This is a genomic window from Mycobacterium sp. SMC-11, from assembly GCF_046250095.1.
Lineage (GTDB): Bacteria > Actinomycetota > Actinomycetes > Mycobacteriales > Mycobacteriaceae > Mycobacterium > Mycobacterium heraklionense_A.
On the sequence record NZ_CP176430.1, the window covers coordinates 981,234 to 998,583 of the forward strand.

A 17,350-nucleotide genomic window follows, 5' to 3' on the forward strand; every position below is an offset into this window, starting at 1 on the left:
TCCGGTCACGGGTCGGTGGTGGTGTGATCCGTCGATCTAACTCGCCCGGCGCTCCACAGGCGGCTCGACACTCCGGGGCGGCAAACACCTGGACCATGGCGTCGAAGCCGACGATGCGCTGGGCGTACCACTATTCTCCGAGCCAGAACCGGTGACTCGCCATGGTGTTTGACACCCAATCGTGCGCTGCGGTGACCCGTATGGACATTGTGTGCCGGGCAGACCAGGGTGGTGGTATGAGCCGTTGGACTGGGCTCGTCGACCGATTTCGGCGGCGGGCGAGCGCGCCCGCGCGGGGGTTTATTCGGCGCGTCGTTCTGATCAACGGTTTGGTCTTCACCTTCGGCACCCTGGTGCTGGCCATGTCGCCCGCCACCGTTTCCGGCCCCGTCCGATTGACCGAGATCCCGGTGCTGGTCATTGGCCTGGCAGTCGTGGTGGGGGCCAACGCCCTGTTGTTGCGGTCAAGCCTGGCCCCGCTGGACCGCCTCGCCGCGTCCATGCGCCGGGTTGATCTGCTCCGGCACACCGACCGGGTGGACGACACCGGCGACAGTGATCTGCACCACCTCATGGCATCGTTCAACGCCATGCTGGACCGGCTGGAAACCGAACGAGCTTCATCGAGTGCCTTGGTGCTGGTCGCCCAGGAGAACGAGCGGCAGCGGATCGCCAGGGAGTTGCACGATGAGATCGGCCAGACCCTCACCGTTGCCCTGCTCACCCTCAAACGAGCCGTCGACGCGGCGCCGGACGGAATTCGCGGTGACCTCGAGGACGCGCAGGAGATCGTGCGGGCCAGTCTCGACGAGGTCCGCGGGATTGCGCGCCGGCTGCGCCCGGACGCCCTGGAAGACCTCGGCTTACCGAGTGCACTACAGGCGCTATGCAACCAGTTCACCCAGGCGAGCGGCATCGACGTCGTCAAAGACATTGGTCCGCAAGCGGAACGGTTGAATCCCAACGTGGAGTTGGTGTGCTACCGCATCGTGCAGGAGAGCTTGACCAATATCGCCCGGCACTCCGGCGCGCAGAAGGTGTGGCTGGATTTGCACGTCGATGCAGCGGGGGAGCTGACCCTGCGGATCTCCGATGACGGCACGGGCGGGATGAGCGCCGAAGGTGCCGGAATCACCGGGATGCGCGAGCGCGCCCTGCTGGTGCACGGCACCCTGACCATCACTTCCTCAGCCGAGCAAGGCACCGAGATCCGGCTGGTGGTACCGGCGCGACCGGGGGTGGGACGGCCATGATGCCGACGCAACCGGCCCGCATCCTGCTGGCCGACGATCACGCCCTGATGCGCAGTGGGCTGCGGATGATTCTGGACGCCGAGCCCGACCTGTCCGTCGTCGCCGAGGCCGCCGACGGCGCCGAGGCGCTCGCAGCGTTGCAGGACACGCCCGTCGACCTGGCCATTTTGGACATTGCGATGCCGCGGATGACGGGATTGCAGGCCGCGCGCGAGATCAACCGCAATCATCCCCACGTGCGGGTGCTGATGCTGTCGATGCACGACAACGAGCAGTACTTCTTCGAAGCCCTCAAGGCCGGTGCCTCGGGCTACGTCTTGAAGTCGGTCGCCGACCGCGACCTGCTCGAGGCGTGCCGGGCGACGATTCGCGGTGAGCCGTTTTTATACGCCGGGGCGGTGACCGCCCTGATCCGCGACTACCTGCACCGGGCGCGGCACGGCAATACGTTGCCCGAGACCATCCTCACGCCCCGGGAAGAGGAAGTCCTCAAGCTGATCGCCGAGGGCTTCTCGGCGCGGGAGATCGCCAAGACGCTCGGCATCAGCGCCAAGACAGTCGACCGCCACCGGACCAACACCCTGCAGAAACTGGGCTTGCGCGACCGCCTGGCGCTCACCCGGTATGCAATCCGGACGGGACTGATCGAGCCGTAGCGGCGTTCGCAAGCGCGGCGGAGCCGGGCGCAGCGGGACGCCGCCGGGAGCCTAGGCTGACGCCGTCGGCTATGGGTGTTTCACCCCCCGCCGAATGGGGGTTGTATTCCATGGCGCGCGGCCGCTGCACCACACAAACTGGAATCAGTGGTGGTGGGAGATGGGTGCGGCCGTGTTCTGAGCGCGTCCGCGGTCTCCTCACGATTGGCCACGACTGAACGCATCGACTTAAACGAAACGGCCCGTGGAGCGTGATGCTGGCGATACTGCTTGCCCATGTTGTTGGCACCGCTGCCGCACCAGCGTTGGTGCGCAGGTGGGGCAGGGCGGCGTTCTATCCGCTGGGATCGATCCCGCTGGTATCGCTGGGTTGGGTGGTGGCGAACTGGCCGGCCGGTCCGGCCGCCGACCACCGCGTCACGGTGCCCTGGGTGCCCGGACTGTCGATGGACATCGCGCTGCGGTTCGATTCACTGAGCGCGATCATGTGCGTGCTGGCGCTGGGGATAGGCGCCCTGGTCTTGTTCTACTGCGCGGCATACTTCCGGCCGGTCGGGGCGCACGAGACCGATCCGCGGCTGCCCAGCTTCGCCGCGAAGATGGTCGGTTTCGCCGGAGCGATGTTCGGGCTGATGGTCGCCGACAACGCGCTGGTGCTCTACGTCTTCTGGGAAATGACGACCGTGTTGTCGTTCCTGCTGATCGGTCACTACGCCGAACGTGCGGTCAATCGCCGTGCCGCCATCCAGGCGTTGCTGGTGACCACTGCCGGCGGGCTGGCCATGCTGGTCGGAATCATCATGCTGGGCAACGCCGGCGGCACGTACCTGCTGTCGGAGCTAGTGGCCCATCCCCCATCGGGGACCGTCGTCACCGTAGGGGTGCTGCTGATCCTGGTCGGCGCACTCAGCAAGTCGGCGATCGTGCCGCTGCACTTCTGGCTGCCCGGCGCCATGGCGGCACCGACTCCGGTCAGTGCCTACCTGCATGCCGCGGCGATGGTCAAGGCCGGGATCTACCTGGTGGCCAGGTTGGCGCCGGGGTTCGCCGATTCGCCGGGGTGGCGGCCGACGCTGATGGTTCTCGGACTGACCACCGCACTGCTGGCGGGATGGCGTGCCGTGCGCGAGTACGACCTCAAGCTGCTGCTGGCCTACAGCACCGTCAGCCAGCTGGGTCTGATGATCGTGTTGGTCGGGGCCGGCACCGGTGATCTCATGCTGGCCGGGTTGACCGCCATGTGCGCGCACGCGGCGGCCAAGGCCACCTTGTTCATGGTGGTGGGGATCATCGACCACGCCACCGGCACCCGCGATTTGCGTGAACTGGCCGGATTGGGACGCCGTTGTCCGGGGCTGTTCGTGATCGCGGCCGCGGCCGCCGCCAGCATGGCCGGAGTGCCGCCGTTCGTGGGGTTCATCGCCAAAGAGACCATCTTCGGGGCCGAGGCACAGTCCCCGGTCCTGGGCTCTGCCGGTCCATACGTGCTGGCCGCCGGCGTGCTCGCCTCGATGTTCACCGTGATCTACAGCGTGCGGTTCGTGTGGGGCGGCTTCGCCAGCAAGGGCCGGACCGCGCCGAGTGCTTCCGTGGCCGGACTGCACCGACCGGAAGTGTCCTTCCTGGCACCTCCGGCCGTGCTGGCCGGCGCCAGCCTGGTCTTGGGATTGTGTGCGCTCACCCTCGACACCGTGTTGCGCAGCTACGCCGACACCATGCCCGGCGGAACCGGCTATCACCTGGCGCTGTGGCACGGCGTGGGTCTGCCGGTGTTGCTGTCGGCGCTGGTCTTGGTGGTCGGCACCGGTGTGTTCGCCGCCCGCGGCCCGCTGGGCCTGTCCCGGCTGCGCCGGCTGCCGATAGGCAAGGCCGATCGCATCTATGACGAGGTCCTTCGGCTGCTCGATGTGGCAGCGGTGCGGCTGACCGGCATCACCCAGCGGGGCTCCCTGCCGGTTAACCAGGGGATGATCTTCGCGACGCTGGTGGTGCTCCCGCTGACGGCGCTGGCGTTGGGTGCGCGCAACCACGTCGAACTGCACCTGTGGGACACCCCGCTGCAGTTGACCGTCGCGGTGCTGGTGGTCGCCGGCGGGATCGGCGCGACCATGGCTCGCAACCGGCTGTCCGCGGTGTTGATGGTCGGAGTGACCGGTTACGGGTGCGCGGCGGCATTCGCCTTCCACGGTGCGCCCGACCTGGCCCTGACTCAGCTGCTGGTCGAGACCGTGACTTTGGTGATCTTCGTGCTTGTGTTGCGCACGCTGCCGGCGGAGGCCGAGCGACCCACCATGGCGCTGAACCGGCTGCCGCGCATAGTGCTGGCCGCCGCGGTAGGCATCAGCGTCGCCGTGCTGGCGGCCTTCGCGATGGCGGCGCGCGCCCGCGACGGCGTGGCCGAGGCGTTGCCCGAGGCGGCCTACGTCCGCGGCCACGGCGCCAATACCGTCAACGTGATCTTGGTCGATCTCCGGGCCTGGGACACGCTCGGTGAGATCTCGGTGCTGCTCGTCGCCGCGACCGGGGTGGCCTCGATGGTGTTCCGCAACCGTCGGTTCGGCCGAGCCCCACGGATCGCCGACGCCGGCACTCCGCGCAAGACCGCGGGCATCACCACCCCCTACAGCCCGGCGATCGGGTCCACCACCTGGCTGCGGGGCAGCGCTTACCACGATCCCAACGAGCGGTCGCTAGTCCTGGAGGTCGCGACGCGGGTCATCTTCCCGCTGATCATGGTGGTCTCGATCTACTTCCTGTTCGCCGGGCACAACTATCCGGGCGGTGGCTTCGCGGGCGGGCTAGCCGCCGGGCTGGGTCTGGCGTTGCGCTATCTAGCAGGCGGACGATACGAGCTCGGCGAGACGCTGCCCCTGGACTCCAGCAAGATCCTGGGTGTGGGACTGGCCCTGGTCGGAGGGACGGCGCTGGCGTCGTTGTTCCTGGGGGCGCCGGTGCTGTCCTCGGCGGTGCTGAGCTTCACGTTGCCGGTGGTGGGGCACGTCGATGTGGTGACGTCGTTGTTCTTCGATCTGGGCGTGTATCTGGTTGTGGTCGGCATGGTGCTCGATGTGCTGCGCAGCCTGGGCGTGCGATTGGACCAGGAGCTTGAATCGCATCCCCCGACCCGACCGTTGGCAGGAGTGTCATGACCGCCCATCTGATTCCGTTGCTGATGGCCGCCGGACTCACCTCGTGTGGCGTCTACATGTTGCTGGAGCGCAGCCTGACCCGAATGTTGTTGGGCCTGATGATGATCGGGAATGCCATCAACCTGCTGATCATCGATGTCGGCGGTCCTGACGGGAATCCGCCGATCCTTTGGGCCAGCTCCGGTAAGGAAACCGACGCCGACCCGCTGGCTCAGGCCATGGTGCTGACCTCCATCGTCATCACCATGGGCGTGGGCGCATTCGTGCTGGCCCTGACCTACCGCTCTTACAACCTGACGACCACCGACGACATCGGCGACGACCAGGAAGCCACCCGCGTCTCGCAGCTGTCCGACGAAGAGGTCATCGCGGCCGAACCGGAACAGGGCGTGCCGGTGGCGGCTGGCGACCTCGACGCCGTCCCCGAAAGCGAGGTGTCACGGTGAGTCTTGCCGCTGTCTTGATGCCGCTGCCGGTATTGCTTCCCACGTTGGGCGCGGCACTGACGCTGATCGTCGGTCGTCGCCCTCGGCTCCAGCGGCCGATCACCATCGGTGTGCTGTGTGCGGTGGCCGCGGTCAGTGCGGCGCTACTGTATCTGACCGACCGCAACGGCACCCTGGTGCTGCATGTCGGAGGCTGGGGTCCGACCGAGCAGAAGGTGGGGCCGCTGGGCATCAGCCTTGTCGTCGACCGATTGTCGGCGCTGATGCTGGTGGTGTCGGCGGTCGTGCTGCTGGCGGTCATGGTCTATGCCATCGGGCAGGGCGTGCGCGACGGCGACGACCGCCAGCCGGTGTCGATCTTCCTGCCCACCTATCTGACCCTGGCCACTGGCGTCTCCCTGGCGTTTCTTGCCGGTGACCTGTTCAACCTGTTCGTCGGGTTCGAGATGCTGCTGTCGGCGAGCTTCGTCTTGCTGACCATCGGCGCCAGTGCCGAACGCATCCGCGCCGGTATCGGCTACGTGATGGTCTCGATGGCCTCGTCGTTGGTCTTCCTGTTGGGCATCGCCCTGGTCTATGCCTCGACGGGAACGCTGAACCTCGCCGAGCTGGCGACGCGGACCGGTGCCCTGCCCAGCGGCACCCGAAGCGCGGTGTTCGCGGTGCTGCTGGTGGCGTTCGGCATCAAGGCCGCGGTGTTCCCACTGTCGGCGTGGTTGCCGGACGCCTATCCCACCGCGCCGGCCCCGATCACCGCGGTGTTCGCCGGGATTCTGACCAAAGTCGGTGTCTACGCGATCATCCGGGCGCACTCACTGCTGTTCCCCGACGGCGGCCTGGACTCGGTCTTGCTGGTCGCGGCGCTGTTGACCATGCTGATCGGGATCTTCGGCGCCATCGCGCAAAGCGACATCAAGCGGGTGTTGTCGTTCACGCTGGTCAGCCATATCGGCTTCATGATGTTCGGGATCGCGTTATCAAGCCAGCGGGGGATGTCCGGCGCCATCTTCTACGTGATGCACCACATCATCGTGATGACCACGCTGTTCCTCGCGGCCGGACTGATCGAACGCCAGGGCGGCGCCTCGTCGCTGCAGCGGCTGGGTGGTTTGATCGCCAATCCACTGTTGGCTTTTGTGTTTTTGATTCCGGCTTTCAATCTTGGTGGTATTCCACCCTTTTCGGGCTTCATCGGCAAGACCGCTGTGCTGCAGGCCGGTGTGGGCGACGGGTCGGTGCTGGCCTGGTTCCTGGTCGGTGGCGCGGTGGTGACCAGTCTGCTGACGCTGTATGTGCTGGCGCGGGTGTGGACCATGGCGTTTTGGCGGCGCCGCGTCGACGCGCCCGAGGGAGAGCTGGTACTCGCCGCTCCGCCGGTACTGCTTGACGACGTCGGTGACGTTGCCTACAACGATCGTGACGACGTCGGAAAGATGCCGACGTGGATGGTGGTCCCGACGCTCGCGCTGATCGCGCTGGGCTTGTCGTTGAGCGTGTGGGCCGGCCCGATCTTCGCCTACACCGAACGGGCGGCAGCCGAGGTTCTGGACCGGGGCGAATACATCTCGACCGTGTTGTCGGTGGGTACACCATGAGGGCCTTCGCGCTGCGGGTGTTCGCAGTTTCGGCGCTGGCGACCGTGTGGGTGTTGTTGTGGGGCCGCTTCACGATCCCGAACATCGCCACCGGAATCGTGGTCGCGACCGTGATCATGGTTCTGCTGCCGATGCCGCCCGTGCCCGTCCAGGGCCGGGTGCATCTGGTGCCGCTGGTGAGGCTATTGGGGTTGTTCACCTGGTACCTGATGGAGTCCAGCATCCAGTTGATGTGGCTGGCGGTCCGACCCGGACCGCCGCCGCTCACCGGGGTGCTACGGGTGCCGCTGACCATCAAATCCGACCTGGTTTTGGTGTTGGCCGCCAACATCACCACGTTGATTCCCGGATCGATGGTGTTGGAGATCGATCAGGTGCGCCGGATTCTGTATTGCCATGTGATCGATGTCGGGTCTGCGCCAGCGGTCGAACGTTTCTTTCAGCAGGTCGCGCAGGTGGAGCGGTTGTTGATCGCCGCGTTCGAGCGTGACGACGAGTGGCTGCCGGCGGGGGTAGACGCATGAACGTGATCTGGGGAACGGCGGGTGTGCTGTTGGGCTTCGCCGCCGTCATCACCATGTATCGGCTACTGGCCGGACCCAGCACCTTGGACCGGCTGGTGGCGCTGGACACGCTGGCCGCGATGACCATGTGCGGTATCGGTATCTGGGCTGCGGTCAGTCGGGACACCACCGTGACCTACAGCCTCGCGGCGCTGGCGCTGGTCGGCTTCATCGGGTCGGTGAGCGTGGCACGTTTCCGGGTGCCCGACGACGCACCCGATTTGGGGAGGCAACCGTGATCCTGCTCGACGTGCTCGCCGGGGTGCTGGTGCTCGCCGGTTCGGTGCTGGCGCTGACGGCGGCCATCGGCGTGGTGCGGTTCCCCGACACCTTGGCCCGGATGCACTCGGCCACCAAACCGCAGGTGTTGGGCCTGTTGCTGGTGCTGTTCGGTGCGTTGATCCGGCTACGCGGCAGCCACGACGCGGGAATGGTGACGGTGAGCATCCTGTTCACCCTGATCACCGCGCCGGTGGTCGCACACCGGGTGGGTCGGCTGGCCTACCAGGAGCAGGACATGACCGAGGTGCTGAGCGTTGACCAGCTCGGGGAGCTGACCGAGGACGATCAGCTGCCGCTGTGAGCGGGGCGTAGCACCGCGACCAGGAAATCGGAGTCCGCGGTGAAGGGGCGCAGGTCCCAGGTGGACAGCAGGAGATCGGTCGCGAAACCGGCGGCCGACGCGTCGCGCAGGAACTGATCGAAGTCGTAGTCCCGGTTGGCGCCGAAGCCGATCACGGTCCGGCCGTCGTCGGCGCAGTGGACGCGCAACCGGCGCAGGATCTCCGCGCGCGTGCTCGGGGCCACAAATGCCATGACGTTGCCCGCCGACACGATGAGGTCGAACGGCTCGGAGATGCCGCGGGCGGGCAGGTCGAGCTCGGCGAGGTCGCCCACGAGATAGCGCGGTCCGGGATAGTCCTGCTCGGCGGCCTCGATGAGCTCCGGGTCGACGTCGACACCGACCACGTCGTGACCGCACTTGGCCAGGACACCGGCGACTCGTCCGGGGCCGCAGCCGGCGTCGAGGATGCGGGCGCCGCGGGACGCCATCGCGTCGATCAGGCGTGCTTCGCCGGCCAGATCGTTACCGGCGCGGGCCATCTCGCGGAAGCGTTCGATATACCACTGCGAATGCCCGGGATCGGCGGCGACTTTCTGCATCCAGAGGCTCTGCTCGACCATGAGTGCATTCTCCCAGGGGCGTCACGGGGCGGGCAGGCGGACTTCCACCGAATCCAGTAGGGCCTGTTTGGCGGCGATGTAGTGGGGGTTGTCGGCGTCGGTGGTCTGCAGCGTGACCGTGATCGCCCAGATCCTCGCCTTGGTGTTCTGCACGGCGATGAGCAGGCCGGTCGCGGGTCGGCCCTGCAGGTTGTAGGTGATCGTTCTGCTCGGAAAGCCCGACACCGTTCCGGCAATGTCGCTGTCGAGCTCGCCGATGACGGTGGTCACCGCGGCGCGTTCCTTGGCCAAGGCCTGCGCCGGCAGCCCGACCTGGCCGGTGAGGTCCTCCAGCGTCACCACCGCATTGGGGGTGAAACCGTGCCGCCGCAGTTCCTGGTTGTAGAGCACGCCGCGCACCGGCGGCGATTCGTTGCTGGGCAGGAACTCCCAACCCGGGGGCCGCGGGAGGGTGATCGTCGGTTCGTCGATGTCGCGGGGAGCCAACGTTATCGACCCCTCGCCGGGTGAGCGACCGGAATTTTCCACTGCTAACTCCTTATCGCCCGGGCCGCCAGAGCTTGCGGAGGTAGGCGCCGCCGAAGCCGAGGTAGGAAAAGATCGCTCCGGCGGCGACCGCACCGATCAGGTCCGTCGTCTCGGGGCTCTTCATCGAGCTGTAAAACGCGATCGCAAGCAAGGTGGCGGACGCCATCGGTCCGATGAGCCAAAAGAGCCACTTCGACATGGCGTCCTTGCGGGGGTCCACCGGGACCGCGATGAGCAGCATCACCAGCAGGGCGACCCCGATGATGCCGTTTGCGCTACTGATGATCGATCTCCCTTACCGGTGTGCCCAGCTCAGCCGAACAAGCCATGCCAGACATTCGAAATTCCCTCGCCCACATGCTTACCGAACTCGCTGCCGACGAGCCCGCCGACCACCGCTCCGGTGCCGGCACCGAGGACCGCACCAATGGCGGTTCCCGGTCCCGGGCCGAAGAAGGTACCGACCACGGCCCCGATCTCCGCGCCGGTCTGGGCGCCCAGTCCCGCGCCCACCAGACCGCCGGTGACATCACCGGCGGTTTTGGGGACAACGTCCACCAAGGCGGTGCTCAAGGAGACCCCATTGTTCAGATCGTTCTGGATCTCCATGGCCCCGTTCGCCACGGTGATGACGTTGCCCGCCATTCCTAGGCGTTTACCGAACTTCTCGACGCCCTCCATGGCCTGCGACATCGGGACGCCGCCGCCGGGCATGGCCGGGTTCGGTGACCCGCCCGGAGCGAAGGCCGGCAGGTCTGGCCGGACCCAGGGAGCATTTGCCTGGCCACCGGCCGCGGCGAGGCCGTCCCCGACGTTCCCCCATTTGCCGTTGATCTCCGTCGGCTTGGTCGGGGTAGGTGGCGGGCCCTGAGGCCGGGTCATCACCGGCGTGCCCGGTGGCACCCACGGCGGTTGGGCTGCCCCGGCGCCGCCGTCGCCGGCTTTACCGTCCGGCGTTCCGGGGGCTTGGCCGTTGGCGCCGCCATTGCCGCCGGCGCCGCCGTCGGCTCCCGCCGGGGTACCGCCTGCGGGCGGTGTCTGCCCGGCGCCACCGTCGGCTTGGCCGTTGGGCGTGCCGTTGGTTGGGCTGGCGGTCCCCGGCTTGCCGTTGCCGGCGGCCGGCTCGCTGTCGGCATCGAACTTGCGTACCGCGACGTCTGGGTCGTAGCCGTCCTTGACCCGCAGGTTGGTCAGGGCCTGTTTCAGGGTCTTGGAGTAGTCGTTGCGGAAAAACGTCTCGTTGTGCAGCGCCGTCTCGGTGTCGGCCTTGGCTGCCCGACGAACATTCTCGATATCGGCGTCGCGATCCAGGCCCTGGCTCTCCAGGTCCAGGTAGTGGCCGATCAGATAGTCGGCGGTCTGCAGATTCTCATTGAGTGACTTGATGTTGCCCCGCGAGGTTGCGCGGGCCTGAGCCAGGGCGGCGGCGATGGTCTCCAGGTCGGCGGCGATCTGGCCGAGCTGCTCGTTGGTGGCGTGCAGGCTGTCCTTGACGCGCTGCACCTCGGCGCCGTTGTTGATGGGCTGCTCGCCGTTTTCGCGGTTGTACTGCGTGAAGTGTTCTTGGGCGGTGCGGAAGGACTCTTCGGCGGCGGTGGCCGAACCGGCGGCGGAGTGGAAGGCCTGGGCCAAGAAGTTGATCTGGGTGGGGCTGCCGGCCTGCAGACTGTCGTCGATCGCCCACGGATCACCCCCAGCCTGCGCGACGAGGTCGTCGACGTTCAGGTGCTGCAGGGTGGGCCGACTCACTGTTGGGGGCCGGCGACGTCTCGCAACAGTTTGGCGTTGTGGTTGTCCATCTCGGTGAAGCCGGCGGCAGCGGTGCGCACGTTCTCGGCGATGCCGGTGAGGTTCTGGTGGTGGCCCTGCAGGGCGTCGCGATGACTGTCCTTGGCGCTGCCCAACGCGGCGTGGAAACCGTGCGCGTCATCGAAATCGCCGAACATCTTGGCGGTCACGCCGGCCACGTCGAGGCGCTGAGCACCGTCATTGGCGTGCCCGCCGGCGTCGTCGGACACGTTTGCTCCGGTGCGCAACACATGGGGGTTGACGTGCATCGCCTGCCACCTTCCGTCCGCTTGTGTCGAGGTCAAAGCCTACCGACGCGGGCTCAACCGTCAATTCACTCGCGGCAGATTCGGCCCGAAGCAAGGTAAAACCTTGTCTCAACGTCCGCGACAGAACACCCTGGCCGGGAACGTCGTCACACCAGCGGGCGACCGGTCCGGATACGACGGTCGAGGTCCCACAGGATCAGGTTGAACGGGAAGCCGCGCAAGAACTGCGGTAGCAGGTTGTTGATTCCCCGAAGAACGCCCATCAACCGGTCGAACCGGCGTTGCTTGTCGGCGTCCCACGGCAGCTGCATCTCGTCGCGGAAGCGCTGCGGCAGGAAACCGGTGGTGATCAGCAGCGCGAGCCGTTCGTTCGCCCGCTGGAACGGGCCGGGCAGGGTCAGGCCCCGCAGCCGGCTCGCCGCGATCGGCTTCAAGTATTCGCGAACGGCGTCGTCGATGTGGACCTTGTCCAGCTGCTCCTGCCAGTACTGGTCAAAGGCGGCCCGGTCGGCGGGCCACATGTCCTCGGGCACCTGCAGCATGGTGGCCATCGCCTTGCCCTCGTTGCGGTAATGCCGGTCGGCGTGCTCGTCGTCCATCTCACCGAGGAAGATGCGGTGGATGTCGACGTTGCCCTTGTAGAGGCATGCTCCCACCCACAGCTGCAGGTCACGGTCGAAAGCGTTGTACTTCACCGGACTGTCGGCGGTCGAGCGAACCTGGCGGTGCGCACTGTTGACCGCTTCGCGGAAGGCGGCCTTCTGCGCGTCGCTGCCCTGGGTGGAAACCACCAGATAGGTGAACGTGGTGCGAGCCCGCTTGATCGGATGCAGGTCCACCCGGCCGCTTTCGACCTTGCTCTCCATCACGCCGTAGCCCACCCCGGGCCGCGCCAGTTGCATGATCACGTTGGCGGGGCCGGCCAACAACGCCACACCCATCATCATGTTGTCGTCGCAGGTGACCTGTGGCAGCCACGAACGTCTGGAACGCCCCTGAGGGGCGGGGTGCGCACCCAGCGAGTCGTTCACCGAACGCTCCACCAAGGGAACCGGCTCGCTGATTGTCATTGCTGCACCTCGCTGATTGTGAGAACGTCGGTTTCCTGATATTGCCCAGCTGAGAGCCCGGTGTCAAGATGGTGGACGTGGTTTCCGCCGTTCCCGAGCGTCCCTACCGAGGTGTGCGAGCAGCAGACCGACTGGCCGAGCGCCGGGAACGCCTGCTGGCTGCCGGTCTCGACGTGCTGGGAGCCCGCGAGTTGGTCGAGTTGACCGTGCGAGGCATCTGCCACCGAGCCGGTGTGGCGTCCCGGTATTTCTATGAGAGTTTCGCCGACAAGGACGAGTTCGTGGCCGCGGTGTTCGACCGGGTGGTCGGTGACCTGGCGACCAGCACCCAGGCCGCCGTGGCCGCGGTGCCTTATGCCGAGCAGACCCGGGCCGGCATGGCCCACCTGGTGTCTGCCATTGCCGGGGACGCCCGCGTCGGCCGAATGCTGTTCAGCACGCAGCTGACCAATGCGCTGCTGGTGCGCAAACGCGCTGAATCCAGTGCACTGTTCGCGATGTTGTCCGGCCGCCACATGCAGAACGTCTTGCGGGTGCCGGGCAACGACCACATCAAGGCGGTCGCGCATTTCGTGGTCGGCGGCGTGGCCCAGACAATCAGTGCCTGGCTGGCCGGGGATGTCAACCTGGCGCCGGACCAACTGGTGGACCAGCTGACCGCGCTGCTGGGCCAACTCGACGATCCGGCCCTGTTCCGGGGCTAGCCTGCAATTCCAGCCAGCTCCTGCACCATCGCATCGAAGGCGCGCAGGGTGTCGGACAGCATTCGCGAGTCGGCTGCGTAGGTCTGGGTGGACACCTTGGCGCCGACCACCTCCGCGGCCCGATCGACGTAGATCAGCTGGCCGCACATGCCTTGGCACAACACCACGGTGTTGTCCGGGTAGGGGAACCACACCTGATTGCGGTACATCCCGCCGGGCATTCCGGTGTCGTCCGGGCTGGCGGCGAACGCCTGACGCGAGTCGGGACCGCCGTCGAGCGTGTCGGCGATCCACGCCGCCGGCACCACCTGCCGGCCGGTCAACGAGACACCGTCGCGGGAGAACAGCGACCCGAACCGGATCAGGTCGGTCAGGCAGGCGCTGATGCCGCCGTCGAAGAATCCAGTGCCTTCCGAGTCCACGCCGATGGTGGCGTCACATTGTGCACCGATGCGGCTCCACAGCAGTTCCGACATCAGATCGGGCATCCGCTGGCCGCCGGCGACCTCGCAGATCCAGCCCAGCACGTCGGTTTCGCATGACCGGTATTCGAACGGGCCGCCGTGCTTCGACTTCTGCCGCAACGTCAGCAGGAAGTCTCGCAGGGTGGCCGGACCGGCCTCGCTGCACCTGGGGGCCCAGCCGACCGCCCCGTCGAGGGCGTGTACCTCCGCGGTCGGGTGCAGGTAATTGTCCGAGAAGGCGATACCCGATCTCATATCCAGCAGGTGGCGCACCGTCGCGCCGGCGTAGCCGCAGTCGGCGAGGGCGGGCACGTATGTGGTGACCGGTGCGTTGAGTGCGATCGCCCCAGAACCGTGCAGCGCGCCGACGACGGCGGCCACCATCGACTTGCTCACCGAGAACAGCAGGTGCCGGGTGTGTGCGCGCATTGCGCCGCGGTACTCCTCGGCCACCAGCGCGCCGCGGTGGGCGATGGCCCACCCGTCGGTCGCGGTGGCGTCCATGACGGCGCCGACGGTTGTGACGGCCCCCTCGGTGGTGGTCACCGGGACCGCGGCCAGCTCGGCGCCGGTCGCGGGCAACGCCGCGACGGGCCCGGTCCCACGCGCAATCACCGCGGTCGCCACGAAGTCTTCGACGTGCTGGAACGACCACTGCGAGTAAGGTTCCGACAGCCAGTTGTCCAGGGAGATCCCGGCCGGGACGCTCACGCTCACGCCCGCGCGACGAGCCGGGAGACGATTGGCGTGGCCGGTGTCAGGGGTGTTGAGACAAACTTCGCTCGCATGCCTTTGACCCAACGTTGGCACCGTTCGCTCAGCCGGTAGTCGGTGGTCTGCAGGTGTCCGCGGGTGACGAGTACGCCGAGTTGGGCGCCTTCGGAGCGCAAATCGCCGGGCGCGGCGACGCGCATGTAGAACGCCTCGGACCCGTCGAGCAAGGTGGCCCAGTCGTTGGCGGACCGCGCAAAGGACACCCGGCCGTCGTCGTCGATGCGCCACACCCCGGTGCGTGGCGTCGCGGTGAACAGCTCGACATCCGGCGAGATCTCGTTGATGATCACCTGGCCCCAGACCTCGTCCTCGCCATAGCCGCGCTCCCAGCGCGAGTTGATATCGGCGATGTCGAGCTCATACTCCACGTCCATGTACTCCAGCAGATGGAACAGGAACAGCGGCATGTCGGCGTAGGCCTCGGTGGTCAGGTTCGTCATCGGGCTAGCGCCGGACAGCCGCGGATTGACCTCGCCGAGGTAGAGCTCGTCGGCGTCCAAGTCGTGCAGCAGGTCCACCTCGAAATAGCCCCGGTAACCCTCCCGGCTCAAGATGTCGCCCAGTTTTCGCACCATTTCTCGCGCGGCGTGGGTCTGTTCTGGCGGGAGCACTTCTCGCCAGATGTCGTTGCCGCACCAGGCGCCGCGATGCGGAGTCAGTTCTGAATAACCGACGAGGCTGGTCATCGCGGGGCCGATGACGGTGCCGTGGCGCGTTACCGCACCTTCGATGCACACCTCGACATTGCGGATGCGCTTCATGACCTTGAATTCCTGCTGCGCGATCAGCTCAGCGGCGTGCTGGTCCCAGTCGGCCTGACCGCGCACAAAGAATGTCCCGCTGCCGGCGTTGCCATACGGGATGGAGATGACGAGGTCATCTCCTAAGTCGGCGTCCCGCGCCAGTGCCAGCAGTTCGTCGTAGGAGTTGGCTCGCCCCATCACGTGCGGCACACTCGGCACGCCGGCCGCGTCGGCCAGGCGCGTCATGACGGTCTTCGAGCCCAGACGATTGCGCAGTTCCACCGAGGGGTGCATGACTGCCAGGCCGGCCTGCCGCGCGAGCGTCTGGGTTTCTTCGTCCATCATCACGAAGCAGGCCCTGCCTCCGGGTCCCCGGCCCGCGATGAACTCGAGTGTCTCGGGATCGGACAGCAGGTGGTTACACACATCGCCCATGGAATCGAAATCAAGGCGGTCTCGTCGCCGGGGCACGAATACCCGCGAGTGGGTCCCCTCAAAGGAGTCGAAGTAGGTCAGGTAGAAGAAGTTTCGAACCCAGCGATCGATACCCAGCAGGTTGAACGGGGTCGGCGAGATGAAATACAGCGGTGCGGTGTTGGTGTGGAAGAACGCGCGCACGTCGGAGATGCCGTTCAGGCAGCGGCGGGGTGCCTCCATGCCCCAAAGTGTGCGCCTGCTCTAGCGCACGTGTCGAGGCCGATGCGGGCCGAGGTCAGCCGCGACGTTTGCGGCTCTTGCGCCGAATGCCGACCCCGCCCCACAGCGAGAAGCCGCGCACCTTCACCGTCGGTGCGCCGGGGGTACCGGTGCCTTCGACATGCTGGTCGAAGCCGCCCATCACGCCGTAACCGTGGATGTCGACGTTGACCTCGGGCGGCAGCAGGATGGTCTGCCCGCCCATGATGGAGTAGGCGTTGATCTCGACGTCCGGCGAGGTGAAGTCGGCGTAGCGCAGGTCGATCACGCCGCCGCCCCACAGCGAGAAGGCGGTCAGCCGCTTGGGCACGTTCCACCGGCCGCGGCGCTCGAAGGAACTCATGATCGCCAGCAGCAACGTCGACGGCGCGGGTTTGCAATCGCCACCGCGATGCGGGCACACCGAGGAGCCCGGCAGGTCGGCACGCAGGCCGTCGAGCTCGTCGTAGGTCTGCGCCGCGTAGGCCTTGGCGAGCCGCGCCTCGTACTCGCTCATGGGCAACTGGCCTTGCGCGACGGCGTCGCCGAGCACCTGCGCCAACTGGATCCGGTCGGTGTCAGCGGCGCGCGACTGGGTGCCGTTTGAGTCGACGCCACGCCGGGTTGAGTTCCTCATCGGATACGTAGCCTACGACTAACCGCGTTTGCCGCAAGCTGGGTTCCCCAAAGTGCGGTTACTGAGCCCAGCTGGGTGGGCGCTTCTGCAAAAACGCCAGCATTCCTTCCCTGGCTTCGTCGGAGACGAACATCCGCGCTGACGCGACGCTGAGCGGCTCGGCGTCCCGGTCGAACCCGGCCAGTACCGCCGCGGTGGTCAGTGCCTTGGAGGCGGCCAGCCCCTGCGGGGACCCCAGCCGCAGGTTGGCCACCAGGTCCGCGACCGCCGCTCCGACATCTTCAGCCGCCAGGGTGATCAGCCCGATTGCCGCGGCTTCGGCTGCGCCGAACTTCTCGCCGGTCAGGTAGTAGCGGGCCGCGGCCCGCGGCGCCAGCTTGGGCAGCAGCGTCAGCGAGATGATCGACGGCGCCACGCCGATGCGGGCCTCGGTCAGGGCGAAGGTGCTGGCCGGCCCGGCGACCGCGAGGTCGCAGGCGCCGACCAGCCCCATGCCGCCGGCCCGCACGTGGCCGTCGACCGCCGCGATCACCGGCCGCGGGCACTCGACGATCGCCCGCAGCAGTGCCGCCATTTCGCGCGCCCGGTCCGCGGCGAGCTCGCCGGGGCTGGCGTCGGGGTCCCCGGAGGCCTCACTGAGGTCCGCACCGGCGCAGAACGTGCCGCCGGTGTGCCCGAGCACCACCACCCGCACGTTCGGGTCGGCCGCCGCGTCACGCAGCCCGGCGTGCAGCTGGGCGACCAGCTTCGACGACAGCGCGTTGCGGTTGTGCGGGGAGTCCAGGGTGAGCCGGGCCGAACCGTCGCCGGTGTCTTCCGGCCCGGAGTAGGAGACCAGCGTGTCCATCAGT

General features: G+C 67.2%; 19 protein-coding genes. 9 read left to right on the forward strand and 10 right to left on the reverse strand.

Going from position 1 to position 17,350, the window contains the following annotated elements; all coding sequences use genetic code 11:
• Positions 1-236 precede the first annotated feature (236 nt).
• The 8 genes from ACKY0X_RS04680 to mnhG all read left to right on the forward strand — a co-directional run bounded on the left by ACKY0X_RS04680 (position 237) and on the right by mnhG (position 8,245).
• Complete coding sequence (locus ACKY0X_RS04680; protein WP_409428506.1) at positions 237-1,253, forward strand: histidine kinase; 1,017 nt, start codon at positions 237-239, stop codon at positions 1,251-1,253.
• Positions 1,253-1,909, forward strand: a complete 657-nt coding sequence (locus ACKY0X_RS04685; protein ID WP_064890660.1) for a response regulator — start codon at positions 1,253-1,255, stop codon at positions 1,907-1,909. Before ACKY0X_RS04680 ends, ACKY0X_RS04685 begins: the two co-directional genes overlap by 1 nt.
• Positions 1,910-2,163: 254 nt before the next feature.
• On the forward strand, positions 2,164-5,058 hold the full coding sequence (locus tag ACKY0X_RS04690; RefSeq protein WP_409428507.1) for a Na+/H+ antiporter subunit A: 2,895 nt from the start codon (positions 2,164-2,166) through the stop codon (positions 5,056-5,058).
• Positions 5,055-5,504 (forward strand): Na(+)/H(+) antiporter subunit C, encoded by a 450-nt coding sequence (locus ACKY0X_RS04695; RefSeq protein WP_064890632.1) that lies wholly within the window; start codon positions 5,055-5,057, stop codon positions 5,502-5,504. Before ACKY0X_RS04690 ends, ACKY0X_RS04695 begins: the two co-directional genes overlap by 4 nt.
• A complete protein-coding gene (locus tag ACKY0X_RS04700; protein ID WP_409428508.1) occupies positions 5,501-7,099 on the forward strand; it encodes a Na+/H+ antiporter subunit D in 1,599 nt (532 codons plus the stop codon). Before ACKY0X_RS04695 ends, ACKY0X_RS04700 begins: the two co-directional genes overlap by 4 nt.
• Positions 7,096-7,623 (forward strand): Na+/H+ antiporter subunit E, encoded by a 528-nt coding sequence (locus tag ACKY0X_RS04705; RefSeq protein ID WP_409428509.1) that lies wholly within the window; start codon positions 7,096-7,098, stop codon positions 7,621-7,623. Before ACKY0X_RS04700 ends, ACKY0X_RS04705 begins: the two co-directional genes overlap by 4 nt.
• Positions 7,620-7,901: a monovalent cation/H+ antiporter complex subunit F gene (locus tag ACKY0X_RS04710; protein ID WP_065041299.1), complete on the forward strand. Its 282-nt coding sequence runs from the start codon at positions 7,620-7,622 to the stop codon at positions 7,899-7,901. The genes ACKY0X_RS04705 and ACKY0X_RS04710 overlap by 4 nt, the downstream gene beginning before the upstream one ends.
• A complete protein-coding gene (gene mnhG / locus ACKY0X_RS04715) occupies positions 7,898-8,245 on the forward strand; it encodes a monovalent cation/H(+) antiporter subunit G (RefSeq protein ID WP_064890628.1) in 348 nt (115 codons plus the stop codon). The genes ACKY0X_RS04710 and mnhG overlap by 4 nt, the downstream gene beginning before the upstream one ends.
• Here mnhG and ACKY0X_RS04720 read toward each other — a convergent pair.
• The 6 genes from ACKY0X_RS04720 to ACKY0X_RS04745 all read right to left on the reverse strand — a co-directional run bounded on the left by ACKY0X_RS04720 (position 8,230) and on the right by ACKY0X_RS04745 (position 12,502).
• Positions 8,230-8,847, reverse strand: a complete 618-nt coding sequence (locus ACKY0X_RS04720) for a class I SAM-dependent methyltransferase (protein WP_409428510.1) — start codon at positions 8,845-8,847, stop codon at positions 8,230-8,232. The two genes, mnhG and ACKY0X_RS04720, sit on opposite strands and share 16 nt — an antisense overlap.
• A 21-nt stretch (positions 8,848-8,868) precedes the next feature.
• Positions 8,869-9,375 (reverse strand): LpqN/LpqT family lipoprotein, encoded by a 507-nt coding sequence (locus ACKY0X_RS04725; protein WP_409428511.1) that lies wholly within the window; start codon positions 9,373-9,375, stop codon positions 8,869-8,871.
• Positions 9,376-9,385: 10 nt separating this feature from the next.
• Entirely contained in the window at positions 9,386-9,616 is a 231-nt protein-coding gene (locus ACKY0X_RS04730) for a hypothetical protein (RefSeq protein WP_409428512.1), read from the reverse strand.
• Positions 9,617-9,687: 71 nt separating this feature from the next.
• The gene (locus ACKY0X_RS04735; protein ID WP_409428513.1) at positions 9,688-11,124 is read right to left on the reverse strand and encodes a hypothetical protein; all 1,437 of its coding nucleotides are present in this window, start codon (positions 11,122-11,124) and stop codon (positions 9,688-9,690) included.
• Positions 11,121-11,432, reverse strand: coding sequence for a DUF2563 family protein (locus ACKY0X_RS04740; protein ID WP_064890620.1), 312 nt, complete (start codon positions 11,430-11,432; stop codon positions 11,121-11,123). Before ACKY0X_RS04740 ends, ACKY0X_RS04735 begins: the two co-directional genes overlap by 4 nt.
• Before the next feature lie 146 nt (positions 11,433-11,578).
• Positions 11,579-12,502 (reverse strand): oxygenase MpaB family protein, encoded by a 924-nt coding sequence (locus tag ACKY0X_RS04745; RefSeq protein ID WP_409428514.1) that lies wholly within the window; start codon positions 12,500-12,502, stop codon positions 11,579-11,581.
• A gap of 68 nt (positions 12,503-12,570) precedes the next feature.
• Between ACKY0X_RS04745 and ACKY0X_RS04750 the strand changes: the two genes are divergently transcribed.
• Positions 12,571-13,206, forward strand: coding sequence for a TetR/AcrR family transcriptional regulator (locus ACKY0X_RS04750; protein WP_409428515.1), 636 nt, complete (start codon positions 12,571-12,573; stop codon positions 13,204-13,206).
• On the opposite strand, the gene ACKY0X_RS04755 is transcribed toward ACKY0X_RS04750, so the two are convergent.
• Genes ACKY0X_RS04755 through ACKY0X_RS04770 form a run of 4 tightly spaced genes read right to left on the reverse strand, consistent with a single transcriptional unit; the run spans position 13,203 to position 17,346 of the window.
• Positions 13,203-14,381, reverse strand: coding sequence for a serine hydrolase domain-containing protein (locus ACKY0X_RS04755; protein WP_409428516.1), 1,179 nt, complete (start codon positions 14,379-14,381; stop codon positions 13,203-13,205). The two genes, ACKY0X_RS04750 and ACKY0X_RS04755, sit on opposite strands and share 4 nt — an antisense overlap.
• 2 nt (positions 14,382-14,383) lie before the next feature.
• Positions 14,384-15,844, reverse strand: a complete 1,461-nt coding sequence (locus ACKY0X_RS04760; protein WP_409428517.1) for a biotin carboxylase — start codon at positions 15,842-15,844, stop codon at positions 14,384-14,386.
• Between the two features lie 55 nt (positions 15,845-15,899).
• Positions 15,900-16,499 carry a DUF1707 domain-containing protein gene (locus ACKY0X_RS04765; protein WP_409428518.1) on the reverse strand — a complete coding sequence of 200 codons (600 nt, stop codon included), beginning with the start codon at positions 16,497-16,499 and terminating at the stop codon, positions 15,900-15,902.
• Positions 16,500-16,557: 58 nt separating this feature from the next.
• Positions 16,558-17,346, reverse strand: a complete 789-nt coding sequence (locus tag ACKY0X_RS04770) for an enoyl-CoA hydratase family protein (RefSeq protein ID WP_409428519.1) — start codon at positions 17,344-17,346, stop codon at positions 16,558-16,560.
• Positions 17,347-17,350: the final 4 nt, after the last annotated feature.

Bases quoted from the DNA above. Each gene is read 5' to 3' on its own strand.
- ACKY0X_RS04680 (WP_409428506.1), top strand. From the start codon at position 237: ATGAGCCGTTGGACTGGGCTCGTCGACCGATTTCGGCGGCGGGCGAGC.
- ACKY0X_RS04685 (WP_064890660.1), top strand. From the start codon at position 1,253: ATGCCGACGCAACCGGCCCGCATCCTGCTGGCCGACGATCACGCCCTG.
- ACKY0X_RS04690 (WP_409428507.1), top strand. From the start codon at position 2,164: ATGCTGGCGATACTGCTTGCCCATGTTGTTGGCACCGCTGCCGCACCA.
- ACKY0X_RS04695 (WP_064890632.1), top strand. From the start codon at position 5,055: ATGACCGCCCATCTGATTCCGTTGCTGATGGCCGCCGGACTCACCTCG.
- ACKY0X_RS04705 (WP_409428509.1), top strand. From the start codon at position 7,096: ATGAGGGCCTTCGCGCTGCGGGTGTTCGCAGTTTCGGCGCTGGCGACC.
- ACKY0X_RS04710 (WP_065041299.1), top strand. From the start codon at position 7,620: ATGAACGTGATCTGGGGAACGGCGGGTGTGCTGTTGGGCTTCGCCGCC.
- ACKY0X_RS04720 (WP_409428510.1), bottom strand. From the start codon at position 8,847: ATGGTCGAGCAGAGCCTCTGGATGCAGAAAGTCGCCGCCGATCCCGGG.
- ACKY0X_RS04730 (WP_409428512.1), bottom strand. From the start codon at position 9,616: ATGCTGCTCATCGCGGTCCCGGTGGACCCCCGCAAGGACGCCATGTCG.
- ACKY0X_RS04740 (WP_064890620.1), bottom strand. From the start codon at position 11,432: ATGCACGTCAACCCCCATGTGTTGCGCACCGGAGCAAACGTGTCCGAC.
- ACKY0X_RS04745 (WP_409428514.1), bottom strand. From the start codon at position 12,502: ATGACAATCAGCGAGCCGGTTCCCTTGGTGGAGCGTTCGGTGAACGAC.
- ACKY0X_RS04750 (WP_409428515.1), top strand. From the start codon at position 12,571: ATGGTGGACGTGGTTTCCGCCGTTCCCGAGCGTCCCTACCGAGGTGTG.
- ACKY0X_RS04760 (WP_409428517.1), bottom strand. From the start codon at position 15,844: ATGGAGGCACCCCGCCGCTGCCTGAACGGCATCTCCGACGTGCGCGCG.
- ACKY0X_RS04765 (WP_409428518.1), bottom strand. From the start codon at position 16,499: ATGAGGAACTCAACCCGGCGTGGCGTCGACTCAAACGGCACCCAGTCG.
- ACKY0X_RS04770 (WP_409428519.1), bottom strand. From the start codon at position 17,346: ATGGACACGCTGGTCTCCTACTCCGGGCCGGAAGACACCGGCGACGGT.